Here is a 15,784-nt window from a genome sequence, read left to right as displayed (position 1 = left end):
GGCCGCCGATCCCCCCACAAAAAAACAACGCCGGCACGCATCCTGCGCACCGGCGTCGGGTCCCTCCCCGGGAACGCTTGAATCTGCGGGTATGGATCAGCGGATGACCAGTACCGGCAGCGTGCTGCGTGCCAGCACCTCGGCAGTCTGGCTGCCCAGCAGCACGCGGGTCACGCCACGGCGGCCGTGCGAGGTCATCACGATCAGGTCGCTGTTGCGCTCGGCCGCCGTCTCGATGATGCCGTCGGCCGCGTAGCGGTCCAGCACGTGCACCGGGTTGGCGGTGATGCCCTGCTCGGCGGCCTTGGCCAGCGCCGGCTGCAGCACCTTCTGCGCGCCTTCCTCGCGGTCAGCCTTGTATTCCGGGCTGTTCATGTAGCCCACGCTCCAGCCCATGGCGTCGTACATGCCGACGGCCCACGGCTCGGAGACAGTCACGATATCGACCTCGGCGTTGAGGTCCTTGGCCAGCTCCAGGCCCTTGGCCAGGCCCTTGTCGGCCAGCTCGGACCCGTCGGTGGCAATCAGGATGCGCTTGTACATGGTGGGGCTCCGTGGCGGTCTGCCAGATGGGAACGCCACCATTGCACACCGGATGTGGAGGCGGCGCCTTGAGCAGGATCAATCCGGCGCTGTGCAGGGGCCCGTGCGCACCGTCGCGTGGTCCGAGGGACGCGCTCGGCCGGCCCCCTTCTGTAGAGCCGAGCCCATGCTCGGCTCCACAACAATGTCGCTCAGGCGATCTGCACCACGCGTGCGTTCTGGCACAGCGGATAACTGGACACGAATTCGGCAATCGCATCACGCATCGCCTCGAACGATTCGCCGTACATGTACAGTGCGGTTTCGGTCGGGCCCTGCCACCAACTGCAGATCTCGCCCAGGCCATCGATGTTCCCGGACAGCTGCTCGAATACGTGGTTGGAATCGCACTGTTCGTAGACCTCGTCCGGCAGGTTCAGGCCATCCAGGTAGATGCCCAGGCCCTCGGTCACGCCGAAGCTGCGATCAGCTTCGCCTGCCCCCTGGATCTTCGACCCCTTCGGCGCACCCAGCTGCTCCAGCAGGTCGATCAGCTTGGGCACCCCGGCCACGTCGACCAGTGCCACTTCGATATCGCCGTATTCGACCTCGCCGTCGTCGGACATCGCGGTGCCGCCACCGGTGATCTCGCCGACATTGGCCGCCTGCAGCAGCGCATCGAGCGGATCTTCGAACAGCTCGTGGCGATGTTCGGGCTGCAGCCGGGCATTCAAGGTCACGGTGACGTGCAGCGCGGGTTCGGTCATGGGGGCGTTCCTGGAAGAAGTGCCGCCTATTGTAGAGCCGAAGGTAGCGGCAGGAGCCGCTGCCAACGTCGCTTGCGACGGCCCGAAGGGTGCCGGTCAGGACGACCGGCATAGCCCATGCTCGGCTGCTTTTCCCGCCAGAAGCAGCCGAGCATGGGCTCGGCTCTACAACAGCCCGTCAGCGCAGGAACGGGGTCACCTTGCGCTTGAGCAGCTCCACCAGCACCATGTACTCGTAGTCATCCGGGATATCCAGGCAGATCACTCGCTTCTCCTTCAGCCACGGCTTGTAGCGGCTGGACAGCCGGTTGCGGTGCGCCTTCTCCATCACGAACACCAGGTCGGCCCACTGCAGCAGCTCGGGGCCGAGCACTTCCTCGGCGTCGGCCAGCAGCCCGGCCGAGGCGGTCTCGATGCCCGGCCAATCGGCGAATACCTGCTCGGCCGTCGGGCTGCGCAGGCGGTTCTGGCTGCAGAGGAAGAGCACGTTGCGGGTCATGAGCGCAGCCTAATCGGGGTCGAATCCCTTTTCCAACGGAAAAGGGCTCTGACACCAACAGGCTGCTTTCAGACAAATTGCATGGTCGGATGACCGTTCAAGGGGCCACCATGTGCTTTTGCCACCGTCCAGATGTCCATGATCACCAAGGATGACCTGTTAACGTCGTTCGGAGAGGTGGCCGAAGTCCACGGCTGCTACTTCAGCAAGTACGTAGTCGCGACGTACGTACTCTACTGCTGCGTGAGGAATGCCAAGAGACATGACCTCGCGATCGCGTCCAAGAATGTCGATGATCCGGAATTCGCCACCAGCGTTGTGCTGAACGCACCGCACCATCTTTCACATGATGGGCCAACGATCTTCGAGATTCCGTCCAACGCCTATGGGTTCACTCATGCGATGGCGGTTCCCAGCACCTATCACGGGCTTCTGAATCGGATCGAGAAGCGCACGGGGCTGTTCCTATGCCTGCCGATCTTCCGGTGTGAGTTCAACGGCAACGAATCAGCAGAGGATTTCAGGTGGTCCACACATCACATCGTTGACGTCAACAACTGGCATAGGACCAGGCAGCCGAAGATAAGCGTGTACTTCGACAATCCCCGCACTGGCGGCGGAACGGACAAGGACGGCGCCATCGTGAGCCTGGAGACGTTAATGGCCGAGATCGACAACCTCAACGGAGTGAGCAGCGGCTTCATCGAGATCACCAACTATCGCAATGAGGTGATCGAGGTGTTGTCGCCGGAGGAGGGCCACTACGTATTGATCCGCAACCGCCAGGATGAAGAAGCAATGGACCGCGCCGGGTTGGTGGCAGCCGTGGAGACATTCACCATCGGCTGATAGCCGACCGCTGTTGTAGAGCCGAAGGTAGCGGCAGGAGCCGCTGCCAACGTCGCTTGCGACGGCCCGAAGGGTGCCGGTCAGGACGACCGGCATAGCCATGCTCGGCTGCTCTTTCCCGCCAGAGGCAGCCGAGCATGGGCTCGGCTCTACAGGAATTCCTGCCCCCCCGACGGTGATCAGATCACCGTCAGGTTGGCGTAGGCCATCACCAGCCACTTGCTCCCCGCGTCGGCAAACTCGACCTGCACGCGGGCGTGGGCGCCGTTGCCTTCGTAGTCGGTCACCATGCCTTCGCCGAACTTGGGATGGGTGACCAGTGCGCCAAGCTTGACCGGCGGTGCCTCGATCGAGGCATGGCCCATCACCCGGCTGGCGCCCATCGAGGCCGGTCGCGAGACCTGCACCTTCGGGCGCACTTCGTGCAGCAGCTCGCGCGGAATCTCGCGCAGGAAGCGCGACGGCAGGCTGTAGTTGTCCTGGCCATGGATGCGGCGAGATTCGGCGTAGCTCAGCACCAGCTTCTGGCGCGCGCGGGTGATGCCGACGTAGGCCAGCCGACGCTCTTCCTCCAGCCGCCCGCTTTCCTCCAGCGAACGTGCACTCGGGAACAGGCCGTCTTCCATGCCTGCCAGGAACACCAGCGGGAATTCCAGGCCCTTGGCCGAGTGCAGGGTCATCAGCTGCACGCCATCCTCGCCCGCCTGCGCCTGGCCTTCACCGGCCTCCAGCGCGGCATAGGCCAGGAACGCGACCAGCTCGTCCATGTCCTCGCCCACTTCCTCGATGTCGTCGGCGCGGCGCACGAAGCGCGACGCCACCGAGACCAGTTCGTCGAGGTTGTCGGTACGCGATTCCGAATCCAGCGAATTGCGGCTTTCCTTGCTCCAGTGCTCGCGCAGCTGCGAGCGGGCCAGCACGTGGTCCACGCGCTCGGCCAGGGTCATGTGCACGGTCTGGGCCTGCAGCTCGTTGACCAGCCCCAGGAAGCCGGCCAGTGCATTGCGCGCACGTGCGGCCAGCGCGCTGCCCTGGGTGACCAGCATCGTCGCTTCCCACAACGAAATGCCCTGCGCGCGCGCCTCGCGGCGCACTTCGTCCAGCGTGCGGTCGCCGATGCCCCGGGTGGGCGTGTTGACCGCGCGCTCGAAAGCGGCGTCATCATTGCGGTTGGACAGCAGGCGCAGGTAGGCCAGCGCGTCCTTGATTTCGGCACGCTCGAAGAAGCGCATGCCGCCATACACGCGGTACGGCACCTGCTCGCTCAGCAGCGCTTCTTCCAGCGCGCGCGACTGCGCGTTGCTGCGATAGAGCACGGCCACTTCGGTGTAACTGCCACCGTCGCGCACCCACTGGCGGGCGCGCTCGACGATGTAGCGCGCCTCGTCCATCTCGTTGTACGCCGCATACAGGTCGATCGGCTCGCCGTCGCCGCTGTCGGTCCACAGCTGCTTGCCGATGCGATCCGGGTTGTGCGCGATCACCGCGTTGGCGGCGCCGAGGATGTTGGCGGTGGAGCGGTAGTTCTGCTCCAGGCGGATGGTCTGCGCACCCGGGAAGTCGCGCAGGAAGCCCTGCACGTTCTCGACCTTGGCACCGCGCCAGCCGTAGATGGCCTGGTCATCGTCGCCGACCACGAACACGTGGCCGGAATCGCCGGCCAGCACGCGCACGAAGGCGTACTGGATGGCGTTGGTGTCCTGGAACTCGTCCACCAGGATTTCGCGGAAGCGGGCGCGGTAATGCGCCAGCAGGGCCGGGTTGTCGCGCAGCAGTTCATGCGCGCGCAGCAGCAGCTCGGCGAAGTCGACCAGGCCGGCGCGGTCGCAGCGCGCCTGGTATTCGATGTAGGCCTGGCGCATGGTTTCCAGCCACGCGTCGTGCGGTTCGGGCTGGATGTGCTGCGGGCGGCGGCCCTCGTCCTTCTGCGCGTTGATCCACCACGCGATCTGCTTGGGCGGGTACTTGCCGTCGTCCAGCTCCAGCGCCTGCACCACGCGCTTGACCAGCCGCAGCTGGTCGTCCGAGTCCATCACCTGGAAGCCTTCTGGCAGCTTGGCGTCCTGCCAGTGCAGGCGCAGCAGGCGGTTGGCCAGGCCGTGGAAGGTACCGATCCACATGCCACGGCTGCCATGAGGCAGCTGGGCGTCGATGCGGTGGCGCATTTCGCCGGCCGCCTTGTTGGTGAAGGTCACCGCGAAAATGCCGTGGGTCGGCACGCCATCGACTTCATGCAGCCAGGCGATGCGGTGGGTGAGTACGCGGGTCTTGCCGGAACCGGCACCGGCCAGCACCAGGTGGTGGCCGGGGGGAGCGGAGACGGCTTCGCGCTGGGCCGGGTTCAGGCCATCAAGCAGGTGGGAGACATCCATGCCTCCATTTTACGGCATCGCCGTCGCGGCTCCTGCGACCACCTGGCTGGCCAGCGCCTGCGCCTGCTGACGCAGTTCAGGCACCGCCAGGCTTTCCCACAGGCTGCCGATGCGCAGGCTGCCGAGCACGCCCAGCCGTGCCTGCGGCTGGCCACCGGCAGCACGCAGGCGGTCGCCCGGCACCGTGCTGTCCAGGCCCAGCCCATGCGGGCCGGGGCGTGCCAGGCCCTCGGCCTGCAGCTGCTGCAGCAACGGATTGCGCAGCGCACTGGCGCGGGTTTCCACGCCGGTGGCGTTGACCACGCCGCCGATCGTCCAGTGCTGTTCATTGCCGTTGGCATCGCGACCCGACAGCCGCAGGGCATCGCCTTCGCGGCCGACGCGTTGCAGGCGGGACCGGTGAATGCGCAGTTGGCCGCTTTCGATCAGCGCCTGCAGCTGTGCGTCGACCTCTTCGGCGATGCGGTGGCGATGCACGTCCCAGTAGCGCACCACATGGCGCAGGAAGCGGCGCTGGTCGGCCGCGTCGAGGCTGCACCACAGCGCCTGTCCATGCGGACGGATGCGGTCCATCACGCCCTGCCACGGCAGCCCGTCGGCCTGCGCCTGGCGAGCGAACCCGCGCAATGCGCGCAGGCGCTGGCGCAGGCGCATCGGCAGCAGCGTGGCCGGGTCGAACGTGGGCAGGCCGCCATGCGCATGCGGAAGCGGCAGCAGGCCATGGCGCGAGATCACGTGCAGCGGGCCGGTGTGGCCGGCGGCAACCAGCGCCAGCACGGTGTCGGCCATGCTCAGGCCGGAGCCGACGATGGCCACGGCCTGCTCACCGGCCAGGGTACGCACGCCGTCGTAGTCCCAGGCCTCGATCACATCATCGGCGGGCAGTGCCTCGGCACCGGCCACCGGCAGCGGCCGCATGCTGTTGCCGGTGGCGAGCACCGCCTGCACGGCGTGCAGCGTCTGGGCATCGCCAAGTGTCAGCCGGTAGCCATGGTCATCCGGCTGCAGGCCCAGCACCGGCTGCGCGATCACCTGCAGCTGCGCCGGGCTGGCCGCAGCGGCCTCCTGCAGGCGCTGCTGCAGGTAGGCCGCAAAGTAGTGGCGGCATACGTAACGCTCGCCCAGCACCTCTCGCGCCTGGCCCGGGTAGGCGTTGGCGGCCATCAGGTAGTCGAGGAAATCGCCGGGCTGGTCGGCAAACGCACTCATCTTCGCCGCCGGCACGTTCAGCAGGTGCTCCGGCCACGGCGTGGCATAGGCGATGCCCTGGGCCAGCTGCGAGGCGGGTTCAAAGACGGCAATCGCCAGCGGCGCCTTGGCTTGGCGCAGCACCTGGATCGCCACCAGCACCCCGGCCGCACCACCACCGATGATTGCCAGGTCCAGTTCGCCATTACGCGGTGAATCAGTCATGCGCCGATTGTAGGCCATCGGCGATGACGGGCCGGGTTGCCGAAGCGGGCGATTGCCGCCGCCTCACATCAACGCATCGGCCAGCCGTGCGATGCCTTCGCGGCTGCGCCGCCACGTGGGGCGGCTGCGCCACTGCTGCAGGTCCAGCTGCCGCGACTCGCGCAGGTAGCCATCCTCGATCGCACACAGCTGCTGCACCAGCGCGCGGTCGTAGCAGACCAGGCCGATCTCGGCATTCAGCGCGAATGAGCGGATGTCCATGTTGATCGAGCCGAGCACGGCGATGTCCTCGTCCACGCTCATGTGCTTGGCGTGCAGGAACTGCGGCTCGTACAGCGCGATGCGCACGCCACAGCGCAGCAGCTCGTCGTAGTACGCCTCCTGCGCCCACGAGGTCAGCCGCTGGTTGTTGCTGGCCGAGAGGATCAGCTGCACCTGCACACCGGACAAGGCCGCAATGCGCAACGCGCTGAGCGTAGCTTCGTCAGGCACGAAATACGGCGTGACCATCACCAGCCGTCGCCGTGCCAGGTGGATCAGCGCCGCCACCGCATCGCGCGCATTGCTGTACGGATAGGCCGGGCCGCTTGGCAGCAGCTGGGTGGCGATGTCGTCACTGCACTCGGGCACATCGGCGATCACGTCCAGGCGCTGGCCGGTTTCCATGTACCAGTCGCTGGCGAACACCGCTTCCAGGTGCGCCACTGCCGGGCCACGCACGCGCGCCACCAGCTCGCGGTTCGGGTGGCCGGGCACGAACTGCGGGCCGGCCAGGTTCTGCGAACCGACATAGGCCACTTCGTTGTCGATCACCGCGATCTTGCGATGGTTGCGCAGGTCCATGCGCCCGCTGCGGCGCCAGCGCAGGCCGCCGGGCAGCATCGCGCGTACCTCGATGTCGCGCGCCTGCAGGCGCTTGCGATAGGCGCGCAGGCCGCGCTTGGCGCCCACCGCGTCGAGCAGCACGCGGCACTGCACGCCGCGTGCAGCCGCACGCTGCAGGGCCTCGACGATCGCCTCGCCCACCGCGTCATCGAACATCAGGTAGTACAGCAGGTGCACGCGGTCTTCGGCCTGGTCGATGTCGGCAATCAGCGTGTGCAGCGATTCGTCGTAGTCGGTCAGCAGGTCGACGGCGTTGCCGTGCACCGGCATGAAATCGCCCTGGCGCTGCACCAGCGGCACGATTTCGGCGCTGGCGGTGTCCGGCTGCGGTGTCCAGCGCAGGCGATGCTGCAGCGCCTGTTCCTCGCGGATGACCTGCGAGGCCTCGGCCTGACGCCGGATGCGCTCGCGCGACAGCCACGGGTGGCCGAACAGCAGGTACAGCGGCAGGCCCAGCAGCGGCACGAAGCCGACCAGCAGCAGCCAGCTGCGCGCCGCCCCCGGCGTGGTGCGGGTGGGAATCCAGCACAGCGCGACCAGCCGGATCAGCCAGTCGATCAGCAGCAGGTACGAACCCAGCAACCACTCGAACAGCATCGTGTCGCCCGTCGGGAGGTGATGGGCCATTCTGCCCAGCGGGATTTGTAGAGTCGAGCCATGCTCGACTGCCTTTCGTTCCGACCGCAGAGCAGCCGAGCGTGGGCTCGGCTCTACAGAATGGCTCAGTGCCGCACCGGCACCTCGCACAGCTGGCGTACCGAATCGGCATGGCGGCGGCCGTTGAGCGCCATGCAGGCAATGGCCTGTGCGGCCCGCTCCAGCTGCGCCTCCGGCAGCGGCGACGGCGCACCGTTGGCCAGTGCCAGATGGTGGTCGCACAGCAGCAGCGCCATGCCCTCGATGCCTTGCAGCATGCGCTGCAGGCGCAGCCAGCCCAGTTCCAGGTCCTGCCGGTGTGACGGAGTGTTCATGCAACCTCCTTCAACGGATCTGGCCACCGTGAAGGTGGCGGACGATGCGTGGTTGCAATACCGGGAAGCAATCAATCAGCAAACGAACCGGCGGGCGCAAGGCCCCCTCGCACCGTCCGCCATAGAGGCGGATAGGTCACCAACCGTCGCCGGAGGGATCTCCGGCGACGGCTGGCGAGTCTACTGATTGATTGACTTCACGGGATTGCAAGCCCGGCCACTGCAACCGCAGCGGCTTGCCATCATGGGCACGGCAGGGCCCGTCGTTCCAATTGATTTGGAGCGCGCGAAGAGCCGGAACCGGTAGACACAATCACTTATCGCATTCGGCCCATCATTCCGCGCAGGGCGTCATTGGCGACAGCGTGCGCAGGGAGTGCGGCAGTGCCGACCAGGGTCGGCACCCACCAGGGGGAAGTGCCAGACATGAAAAAACCCGCCACAAGGGCGGGTTTCTTCGCGGGGATCAGCAATCCGTGCGGATTACTTGATCTTGCCTTCCTTGTACAGGACGTGCTTGCGCACGACCGGATCGTACTTCAGGAATTCCATCTTCCCCGGGGTGTTCTTCTTGTTCTTGTCCGTGGTGTAGAAGTGGCCGGTACCGGCCGAGGAAATCATACGGACCTTATCGCGCTTGCCTGCCATGATGCTTTACTCCTCAGACCTTTTCGCCGCGCGCACGCAGCTCAGCCAGAACGGAATCAATGCCGTTCTTGTCGATGGTGCGCAGTGCATGCGCGGAAACACGAAGCTTGACCCAGCGGTTCTCGCTGGCCACCCAGAAACGGCGCTCGTGCAGATTCGGCAGGAAACGACGACGGGTCTTGTTGTTGGCGTGCGAGACGTTGTTACCCGTCTGCACTCGCTTGCCGGAAACCTGGCATACGCGGGACATTGCGCACCTCGATAGTAGTAGTTGTCAGCCCGTAGCCCGGGAGACGGCGGCCTCGATGGTTGCCCACCACACGTCAAGAGAATCAAAGGGTTACGCTGGCGTTGGGCGGCCGGGGACGTGCTCCCGGGGACGCCGCCCGGTAGAAAACCGGACACAGCGAGCCGCGCATTATGCACCGGTTCAAGCACTTGCGCAAGTTACCCACAGGCGGGGACTGACCGGCAGGACCGGGGGCACTCCGCCAACCGGCATACTGGCCCGGACCACTGCGGAGCTTGCCATGCGGCTGCTGGCCCTGACCTACGGAACCGAAGGCGACACACGTCCCCTGGCCATACTCTGCCATGGGCTGATCGGCGCAGGCCACGCGGTGACACTGCTGGCCGATGGCGGCACCCTGGGCAGCGCGCAGGCACTGGATGTGCCCCACGCGGCCCTTGAAGGTGACATCCATGACGACGTGGTCGCACTGGTCTCGCGTGGCAACGGCGTTGCCGCCGCCAGTACCGGCCTGGCACGGATGGCGCTGCAGCATGTCAGCGGCTGGATGCGCCAGGCCGATGCCGCCGCCGAAGGCTGCGATGCGATTCTGACCGGTGGCCTGGCGGCCTTCGTCGGCATGAGCGTGGGCGAACGCCGCAGGATTCCCGTCATCGGCAGCGGCATGATTCCGCTGACCCCGACGCGCGCCTTCCGCTCCCCGTTCCTGCCGCCCGGACGCTCGCCGGGCTGGTTGAACCGGGCCAGCTACGGGTGGGTCAACGGCCTGATCTGGCGCCAGTTCCGCCGGCCGATCAACGCGGCACGCCAGCAGTTGGGGCAATCGCCGCGCCGCGCGCTGTGGTCCGGCCTGCCGATGCTCTATGGCATCTCACCGCAGCTGCTGCCGCCACCGGCGGACTGGCCGGCCGACCACATCGTCTGTGGCCAATGGCGGCTTCCTGATGCGCCCTGGGCGCCCCCGGCCGATCTGCGGGCCTTCCTTGATGCCGGCCCGCCGCCGGTCTACCTTGGCTTCGGCAGCATGACCGGCTTTGATCGCGAACGCGTGCTGCCGGCCTTGCTGCAGGCGCTGGCGCCACGCCGGGTACTGCTGTTTCCTGGCTGGGTGGGACTGCCTGCGATGCGCTTGCCCGATTCGGTCTTCGTACTGGGGCCGACCCCACACGAAGCGCTGTTCCCGCGTTGCGCACTCGCCATCCACCACGGTGGCAGCGGCACCACGCATTCGGCCTGCCGGGCCGGCATTCCCTCGCTGGTGATGCCGTTCGCTGCGGATCAGTTCTTCTGGGCCGATCGCCTGTGTCGGTTGGGCGTGGCACCGGCACCGTTGTCACCGAAGCGACTGGATGCAGCAACGCTGGCAGCAGCCATCACCTTCGCAGAAGCCGACGCAGTACGCGCGCGCGCGGCGGCCCTGGGCGTGGCGATGAGCGATGAAGACGGGGTGGCCTGTGGCGTGGCGATGATCGAGCGCTGGTTACGTCCGATGTAACAGCGGGCAAGCCTCAGCGCAGGTGCGGAATCACCTGGGCCAGCAGATGGGCATCCTTGAGCGCACCGTGCAGGCCCCGGTTGCCGGGGATGCGCAGGCGCTGCAGCACATCGTCCAACTTGTTGCCCTGGCCGGGCCAGCGCCCGCGCGCCAGCTTCAGGCTGCAGGTGATGCGGCAGTGCTGGGCCAGCGTGCCGGGAATGCCGGCCAGGCGCAGCTCGTTGTCCAGGAAACCCACGTCGAAGGTGGCGTTGTGCGCGACCATCTCGCTGCCGCGCAGGAAGTCCAGCAGTTCGGCGGCCTTGCTGGAGAACAGCGGCTTGCCCACCAGCATCGCATCGCTGATGCCATGCACGCGCTGTGCGCCCCAGTCCACCTTGCGCTGCGGCTGCAGGTAGGTGTGGAACTGGCGGCCGCTGAGCTGGCCGTCGATCAGTTCGACGGCACCGATTTCGATCACCCGGTGCCCCAGGCGGTGGGAGATGCCGGTGGTTTCGGTATCCAGTGCGACGATGCGACTCATGCGTGGCGATGTTTCCTGTTACGTGCTGTGGTGATTTTCGCATGCCGGTAGAGCCGGGCCCACGCTCGGCTGGCGCGCGTAGCGCGGGCTTGGTGATGCCAGAAGCAGCCGAGCGTGGGCTCGGCTCTACAGGTGCGTGTGCATCACCCCAACGCTTCCACCACCCAATCGATGAACACCCGCAGCCGCTGGCTCATGTGCCGGTTCGGCGGGAACATCACATGCATCGGCATGGGTGGAAGCCGCCAGTCCTGCAGCAGCGGCAGCAATTCGCCGCGCGCCACGTGCGGCGCGGCCATGTAGCTGGGCAGCGCGACCACGCCCAGCCCCGCCAGCGCCGCCGCCAGATAGGCGTTGCCGTCGTCGAAACCGACCGTGTAGCGGCCCTGCACTTCTACGCGCTCATCGCCGCGCTGTGCGCTGAATACTCTCGCCCGGCCACTGCGCGGGCTGAGGAAGCCGACCGTGTGGTGGTCCGGCCCTTCCAGCGCGCGCGGATCGGTCGGCAAGCCGAAACGCTGCACATAGCCGGGGCTGGCGTGGAAACCGATCGGCAGCGCCGCCAGCGGCCGCGCCACCAGCGCCGGGTCGGCCGGGGTGCCGCCGCGGATCACGCAGTCGACGTTGTCGGCGATGACGTCAACCTCGCGGTCGCTGACGCCGATGTCCAGCTGGATCTCCGGGTAGCGCGCCTGGAAATCCGGCAGTGCCGGCACCAGCCGCAACCGCGCGTAGGGTCCGGGCACATCCACCCGCAGGCGGCCGCGCGGCTGGCTGGCTGCGTCACCCAGCCCGCCCTCCACCTCTTCCAGCTCGGCCAGCAGGCGGGCGATGCGCGGGTAGTAGGCCGCACCGTCGGCGGTGACGCTGACCCGGCGCGTGGTGCGGTTGAGCAGGCGCAGCCGCAGGTGTGCCTCCAGCTGCTGCACCAGCTGGGTGACCGTGGTGCGGCTGATCTGCAGGGTCTGCGCGGCGCGGGTGAAGCTGCCGGTTTCCACAACCCGGGCAAAGGCCCGCATCGCCTCGAAACGGTCCATGGCGGGCCATGATTGTTTGGGATTGGCAATCAATCTAGGCTGATCATCGCGGTTTATCCAGACAGCACTGGCGCGGAGGATGGCGTTCTCTCCCACGGATTCCTTCCCATGTCACAGCGTGATGTCGTTTTCCCCACCGGCCGCCAGGCCCTGTACGAGCGCAACCGCTACTCGCCGGCGATCCGATCCAATGGCTTCCTGTTCGTCTCCGGCCAGGTCGGCAGCCGCGAAGACGGCTCGCCCGAGCCGGATTTCGAGGCGCAGGTGCGCCGCGCCTTCGAGAATCTCAATGCGGTGTTGGCTGCCGCAGGCTGCACGTTCGATGACGTGATCGACGTGACCGTGTTCCTGGTCGACCCGGAGAAGAACTTCGAAAAGGCCTGGGCGATCGTGCCCGAGTACTGGGGCGAGGCGCCGCACCCGACCCTGACCGGTATCGGTGTGACCTGGCTGTATGGGTTCCAGTTCGAGATCAAGGTGATCGCGAAGCTGCCGTGATACGGGTAGTGCCGGCCGCTGGCTGGCAACGCGGTGGGGTCGAAAGGCGTGTCGACCAAGGTCGACACCCACCAAGGCAGGAGGTCCGCACCCACCAGGGCAGGATGCCCCCAGGCCCTCCACCTGAACGGGAGATTCCGACGAATTCCCGAGGCGGCCATTGATATTGTATCCGGCGAAAATCGCTTGCTAGCCTCCCTTCCATGCGCCGGATCACCCGCCAACTGCGTACGTACCTGATGATGCTGCTGATGGCGGCGTTCGTGGTCGTGCCGGTGGCCGACGTGCTGGCCTGCGCGGTCGAACCGCACGACACCACTGCGGTGCACGTGGAAAGCAACGCCAACGATGCCGAGGGTGACAGTGACAGCAAGCACGCCGGTGCCTGCAGCCACAACCACTGCCACCACTCCAACCTGAGCCTGCCGGCCAGCACCCTCGCCGCCTTCGGTGCGCCGCTGCCGGCGCGCTGGATGAATGCCGGCGACGCGGCGACCTATGCGGTCGCCCAGGATGAATTGACGCGTCCCCCCCGGGCGTGAGTTGAGCGCGTCCCGCGATTGCGGGCTCCCGTTTCACTCACAACCGGAATCCCCCTATGTCGATCCTGACACCTCGGTCGCTGCGTGCGGCCGGGCGGGTCGTCGCCGTGTTGCTGGGCCTGGCCCCGGCGGCATCGGTGATGGCGCAAGCCGCCCCTTCCTACGACACCCTGCTTGAACGCCTGGACCAGCTGCCCGGTACCCGCGTCGGTGCGGCGCTGGCCGAGGCCGCCGACGCGCGCGCCGACCAGGCCCGCGCACTGCCCAACCCTTCCCTGTCCTGGTCGGCCGAGAACGCCTGGGGCACCGGTTCCTATGGCGGCATGGGCAAGGCCGACAGCGTGCTTACCCTGTCCCAGCCATTGGAGGTCTGGGGCCAGCGCGGCGCGCGCGTCCGTGCGGCCCGCGCCGAGGCACAGGCGGCCAACCTGCGTGGCACGCAGAGCCGCAGCGATGTGGCCAGCCAGCTGGCGGTGGTCTACGCACAGGCGGAAAGTGCACTGCGCCGCTACACCCTGGCCGAAGAGGCACTGAGCCTCACCCGCGATGACGCCAACGCCGTCAACGCGATGGTCAAGCAGGGCCGCGAACCGCAACTGCGCGCGGTGCAGGCGCAGAGCGAAGTGGCCAACGCCAACGCCGCGCTGGATGAAGCGCAGGCCTTCCGCGATGCCGCGCTGGCCCGCCTGGCCGGTGCTGCACTGCTGGATGCGCCGGTGCAGTCGATCGGCGACAGCCTGCTCGACCGTGCGCCGCCGCTGCCACGCGGTGCCACCGATACCGCACTGGCAGTGCGCATCGCTGAAGCCGAAGCCGATGCGGCGGGCAAACTGGTCGAGGTGGAGCGCAAGCGCGCCCTGCCCGACCTCAGCGTCACCGCCGCGCAGACCCGCTTCCGCGAGGGCGGCGAGCGTGCCTACAACCTCGGGCTCAGCCTCAGCATCCCGCTGTTTGACCGCAACCGCGGTGGCATCCGCGCCGCCAATGCCGACCAGCGCGCGGCCGAAGCGCGCCTGGACCAGCAGCGCCGCGACAGCGAGGCGGCACGCCTCTCCGCCGTGGCCGGTTTGAAGGCCGCCGGCAGCCGAACCCGCGCCGCCGATGAAAGCGTGGTCGCCGCCGAAGAGGCGTATCGCCTGGCCCGCATCGGCTTCGACGCCGGACGCATCTCGCAGCTGGAACTGCGCAGCACGCGCAGCGCTCTTATCGCCGCCCGTGCCGCCGCCGTGGATGCGCGCCTGTCGCGCGTCGGCGCGGAAATCGATCTTGCCCGCCTTGAAGGGCGCGCACCCTTTGTGGAGGCCCCATGACTCTCTCCCGAACTTTTCCGCTGATCGGCGGCATGCTGCTGACTGTGCTGCTGGCCGGCTGCGCTGGCAACGCGCAGACACCTGCCAATGAAGACCCCGCTGCGACCAAGGCCGGCACCGACGACAGCCATGGCCACGCGCCCGGCAGCAAGGAAGCCAAGGCCGAATCCGCGAAGACGCCGGCAGACACCGATGAAGGCGTGGTACCGCTGACCCCTGAGCAGATCAAGGCGTCCGGTATCGAAGTGGTTGCCGTCGGTCACGGCGGTGGCGGTTCCACCCGCCTCGCCGGTCGGGTGGAACCCTCGGTCGGTGCCCGTGCCTCGGTGGCCTCGACCGTGACCGGCCGCGTCGAGCGCGTACTGGTCGCGCCGGGCACGGCGGTGAAACAGAACCAGGCGCTGGCCATCGTGGTCAGTGGCGAGGCAGCGGTGTTCCGCGCCAATGCGCTGGCCGCATCCGCCGAAGCCGAGGCCGCACGCCTGGCCTATGGCCGCGACAAGGCCCTGGTCGACCAGGGCGTGGTCGCCCGCCAGGAGCTGGAAGCCTCGCGTGCGCGTTCGCTGGCGGCACAGGCCCAGGCCGCTGCCGCACAGGCACAGGCCGCCGCCAATGGTGCGCCCGATGCCAGTGGACGCGTGCGCATCACCAGCCCGGTGGCCGGCATCGTCGGCAACGTGCAGGTCACGCCGGGCGGTGTGGTCGCCGCCGGCAGTGCGGTGGCCGACGTCGCCGACCCGTCGATGAACGAGCTGGTGTTCACCGCACCGCCAGCGCTGGCTGCACAGGTCATGCCCGGCATGACGCTGGAAGTGAGCGTGCCGGGTGGCAGCTTCACCGCTACCGTCACCGGTTCGGCCGCCGATGTACGGCAGCAGGGCGGCGTCGCAGTGATCCGCGCCACGCCGGTGGATGCATCGCTGCCGCCGGCCGGTTCGCCGGTATCGGCCGTGGTGGTCACCGAAGGCCAGGACGGCTCGCTCAGCGTGCCCGCCGATGCGGTGCAGAACGTCGATGGAAGCAGCGCGGTGTTCGTCGCCGTCGAAGGTGGCTTCAAGGCGCAGCCAGTGCTGGCCGGGCGCCGTGCCGGTGACCGCATCGAGATCCTCGGTGGCCTGAGTGGCAACGAGCGCATCGTCGGTGCCAACGCCTTCCTGCTCAAGGCCGAGCTGGCCAAGGGCGAAGCCGAGCACGGCCACTGAG

General features: G+C 67.5%; 17 protein-coding genes. 6 read left to right on the top strand and 11 right to left on the bottom strand.

The window, feature by feature from the left end; translation table 11 throughout:
• Positions 1-96 precede the first annotated feature (96 nt).
• From ACM0PB_RS02910 to ACM0PB_RS02900, 3 genes are all read right to left on the bottom strand, one after another.
• Positions 97-543, bottom strand: a complete 447-nt coding sequence (locus ACM0PB_RS02910) for a universal stress protein (protein WP_005420335.1) — start codon at positions 541-543, stop codon at positions 97-99.
• Between the two features lie 191 nt (positions 544-734).
• Positions 735-1,289 (bottom strand): hypothetical protein, encoded by a 555-nt coding sequence (locus tag ACM0PB_RS02905; protein WP_053498326.1) that lies wholly within the window; start codon positions 1,287-1,289, stop codon positions 735-737.
• Between the two features lie 178 nt (positions 1,290-1,467).
• Complete coding sequence (locus ACM0PB_RS02900; protein WP_171956225.1) at positions 1,468-1,788, bottom strand: low molecular weight protein tyrosine phosphatase family protein; 321 nt, start codon at positions 1,786-1,788, stop codon at positions 1,468-1,470.
• Between the two features lie 138 nt (positions 1,789-1,926).
• Here ACM0PB_RS02900 and ACM0PB_RS02895 point away from each other — a divergent pair, with 138 nt between their 5' ends.
• Entirely contained in the window at positions 1,927-2,637 is a 711-nt protein-coding gene (locus ACM0PB_RS02895; RefSeq protein WP_253901046.1) for a hypothetical protein, read from the top strand.
• A 179-nt stretch (positions 2,638-2,816) separates the two neighbouring features.
• On the opposite strand, the gene uvrD is transcribed toward ACM0PB_RS02895, so the two are convergent.
• The 6 genes from uvrD to rpmB form a co-directional block, all read right to left on the bottom strand.
• On the bottom strand, positions 2,817-5,009 hold the full coding sequence (gene uvrD / locus ACM0PB_RS02890; RefSeq protein ID WP_065185914.1) for a DNA helicase II: 2,193 nt from the start codon (positions 5,007-5,009) through the stop codon (positions 2,817-2,819).
• 9 nt (positions 5,010-5,018) lie between these two features.
• Positions 5,019-6,440, bottom strand: a complete 1,422-nt coding sequence (locus ACM0PB_RS02885) for an FAD/NAD(P)-binding protein (protein ID WP_065185915.1) — start codon at positions 6,438-6,440, stop codon at positions 5,019-5,021.
• A gap of 45 nt (positions 6,441-6,485) precedes the next feature.
• Positions 6,486-7,904, bottom strand: a complete 1,419-nt coding sequence (cls, locus tag ACM0PB_RS02880; protein WP_014648869.1) for a cardiolipin synthase — start codon at positions 7,902-7,904, stop codon at positions 6,486-6,488.
• 125 nt (positions 7,905-8,029) lie between these two features.
• Complete coding sequence (locus ACM0PB_RS02875) at positions 8,030-8,278, bottom strand: hypothetical protein (protein ID WP_005420350.1); 249 nt, start codon at positions 8,276-8,278, stop codon at positions 8,030-8,032.
• A 483-nt stretch (positions 8,279-8,761) separates the two neighbouring features.
• On the bottom strand, positions 8,762-8,929 hold the full coding sequence (rpmG, locus tag ACM0PB_RS02870; protein ID WP_169411268.1) for a 50S ribosomal protein L33: 168 nt from the start codon (positions 8,927-8,929) through the stop codon (positions 8,762-8,764).
• Positions 8,930-8,939: 10 nt separating this feature from the next.
• Positions 8,940-9,176, bottom strand: a complete 237-nt coding sequence (gene rpmB, locus ACM0PB_RS02865; RefSeq protein ID WP_005411638.1) for a 50S ribosomal protein L28 — start codon at positions 9,174-9,176, stop codon at positions 8,940-8,942.
• 280 nt (positions 9,177-9,456) lie between these two features.
• Between rpmB and ACM0PB_RS02860 the strand changes: the two genes are divergently transcribed.
• The gene (locus ACM0PB_RS02860) at positions 9,457-10,671 is read left to right on the top strand and encodes a nucleotide disphospho-sugar-binding domain-containing protein (protein WP_065185916.1); all 1,215 of its coding nucleotides are present in this window, start codon (positions 9,457-9,459) and stop codon (positions 10,669-10,671) included.
• A 13-nt stretch (positions 10,672-10,684) separates the two neighbouring features.
• Here the strand turns inward: ACM0PB_RS02860 and dnaQ are convergent, their stop codons facing one another.
• The gene (gene dnaQ / locus ACM0PB_RS02855) at positions 10,685-11,194 is read right to left on the bottom strand and encodes a DNA polymerase III subunit epsilon (protein ID WP_065177821.1); all 510 of its coding nucleotides are present in this window, start codon (positions 11,192-11,194) and stop codon (positions 10,685-10,687) included.
• Positions 11,195-11,337: 143 nt separating this feature from the next.
• Positions 11,338-12,231 carry a LysR family transcriptional regulator gene (locus ACM0PB_RS02850; RefSeq protein WP_065177820.1) on the bottom strand — a complete coding sequence of 298 codons (894 nt, stop codon included), beginning with the start codon at positions 12,229-12,231 and terminating at the stop codon, positions 11,338-11,340.
• Positions 12,232-12,339: 108 nt separating this feature from the next.
• Here ACM0PB_RS02850 and ACM0PB_RS02845 point away from each other — a divergent pair, with 108 nt between their 5' ends.
• The 4 genes from ACM0PB_RS02845 (at position 12,340) to ACM0PB_RS02830 (ending at position 15,783) form a co-directional block, all read left to right on the top strand.
• Complete coding sequence (locus tag ACM0PB_RS02845; RefSeq protein WP_065177819.1) at positions 12,340-12,729, top strand: RidA family protein; 390 nt, start codon at positions 12,340-12,342, stop codon at positions 12,727-12,729.
• Between the two features lie 203 nt (positions 12,730-12,932).
• A complete protein-coding gene (locus ACM0PB_RS02840) occupies positions 12,933-13,271 on the top strand; it encodes a hypothetical protein (RefSeq protein ID WP_053498807.1) in 339 nt (112 codons plus the stop codon).
• A 56-nt stretch (positions 13,272-13,327) separates the two neighbouring features.
• On the top strand, positions 13,328-14,581 hold the full coding sequence (locus ACM0PB_RS02835; protein WP_065185918.1) for a TolC family protein: 1,254 nt from the start codon (positions 13,328-13,330) through the stop codon (positions 14,579-14,581).
• A complete protein-coding gene (locus tag ACM0PB_RS02830; protein ID WP_065185919.1) occupies positions 14,578-15,783 on the top strand; it encodes an efflux RND transporter periplasmic adaptor subunit in 1,206 nt (401 codons plus the stop codon). The genes ACM0PB_RS02835 and ACM0PB_RS02830 overlap by 4 nt, the downstream gene beginning before the upstream one ends.
• The last annotated feature ends 1 nt before the right edge of the window (position 15,784 follow it).

The sequence above is a fragment of the Stenotrophomonas sp. AR029 genome, assembly GCF_047520695.2.
Classification (GTDB): domain Bacteria; phylum Pseudomonadota; class Gammaproteobacteria; order Xanthomonadales; family Xanthomonadaceae; genus Stenotrophomonas; species Stenotrophomonas sepilia.
Note: the sequence above shows the minus strand (reverse complement) of the source record. Positions and strands in the feature narration are given on the sequence as shown.

What these genes read in the sequence shown, in the direction of transcription:
- ACM0PB_RS02910 (WP_005420335.1), bottom strand. Translation starts at nt 543, where the DNA reads ATGTACAAGCGCATCCTGATTGCCACCGACGGGTCCGAGCTGGCCGAC.
- ACM0PB_RS02905 (WP_053498326.1), bottom strand. Translation starts at nt 1,289, where the DNA reads ATGACCGAACCCGCGCTGCACGTCACCGTGACCTTGAATGCCCGGCTG.
- ACM0PB_RS02900 (WP_171956225.1), bottom strand. Translation starts at nt 1,788, where the DNA reads ATGACCCGCAACGTGCTCTTCCTCTGCAGCCAGAACCGCCTGCGCAGC.
- ACM0PB_RS02895 (WP_253901046.1), top strand. Translation starts at nt 1,927, where the DNA reads ATGATCACCAAGGATGACCTGTTAACGTCGTTCGGAGAGGTGGCCGAA.
- uvrD (WP_065185914.1), bottom strand. Translation starts at nt 5,009, where the DNA reads ATGGATGTCTCCCACCTGCTTGATGGCCTGAACCCGGCCCAGCGCGAA.
- ACM0PB_RS02885 (WP_065185915.1), bottom strand. Translation starts at nt 6,440, where the DNA reads ATGGCCTACAATCGGCGCATGACTGATTCACCGCGTAATGGCGAACTG.
- cls (WP_014648869.1), bottom strand. Translation starts at nt 7,904, where the DNA reads ATGCTGTTCGAGTGGTTGCTGGGTTCGTACCTGCTGCTGATCGACTGG.
- ACM0PB_RS02875 (WP_005420350.1), bottom strand. Translation starts at nt 8,278, where the DNA reads ATGAACACTCCGTCACACCGGCAGGACCTGGAACTGGGCTGGCTGCGC.
- rpmB (WP_005411638.1), bottom strand. Translation starts at nt 9,176, where the DNA reads ATGTCCCGCGTATGCCAGGTTTCCGGCAAGCGAGTGCAGACGGGTAAC.
- ACM0PB_RS02860 (WP_065185916.1), top strand. Translation starts at nt 9,457, where the DNA reads ATGCGGCTGCTGGCCCTGACCTACGGAACCGAAGGCGACACACGTCCC.
- dnaQ (WP_065177821.1), bottom strand. Translation starts at nt 11,194, where the DNA reads ATGAGTCGCATCGTCGCACTGGATACCGAAACCACCGGCATCTCCCAC.
- ACM0PB_RS02850 (WP_065177820.1), bottom strand. Translation starts at nt 12,231, where the DNA reads ATGGACCGTTTCGAGGCGATGCGGGCCTTTGCCCGGGTTGTGGAAACC.
- ACM0PB_RS02845 (WP_065177819.1), top strand. Translation starts at nt 12,340, where the DNA reads ATGTCACAGCGTGATGTCGTTTTCCCCACCGGCCGCCAGGCCCTGTAC.
- ACM0PB_RS02840 (WP_053498807.1), top strand. Translation starts at nt 12,933, where the DNA reads ATGCGCCGGATCACCCGCCAACTGCGTACGTACCTGATGATGCTGCTG.
- ACM0PB_RS02835 (WP_065185918.1), top strand. Translation starts at nt 13,328, where the DNA reads ATGTCGATCCTGACACCTCGGTCGCTGCGTGCGGCCGGGCGGGTCGTC.
- ACM0PB_RS02830 (WP_065185919.1), top strand. Translation starts at nt 14,578, where the DNA reads ATGACTCTCTCCCGAACTTTTCCGCTGATCGGCGGCATGCTGCTGACT.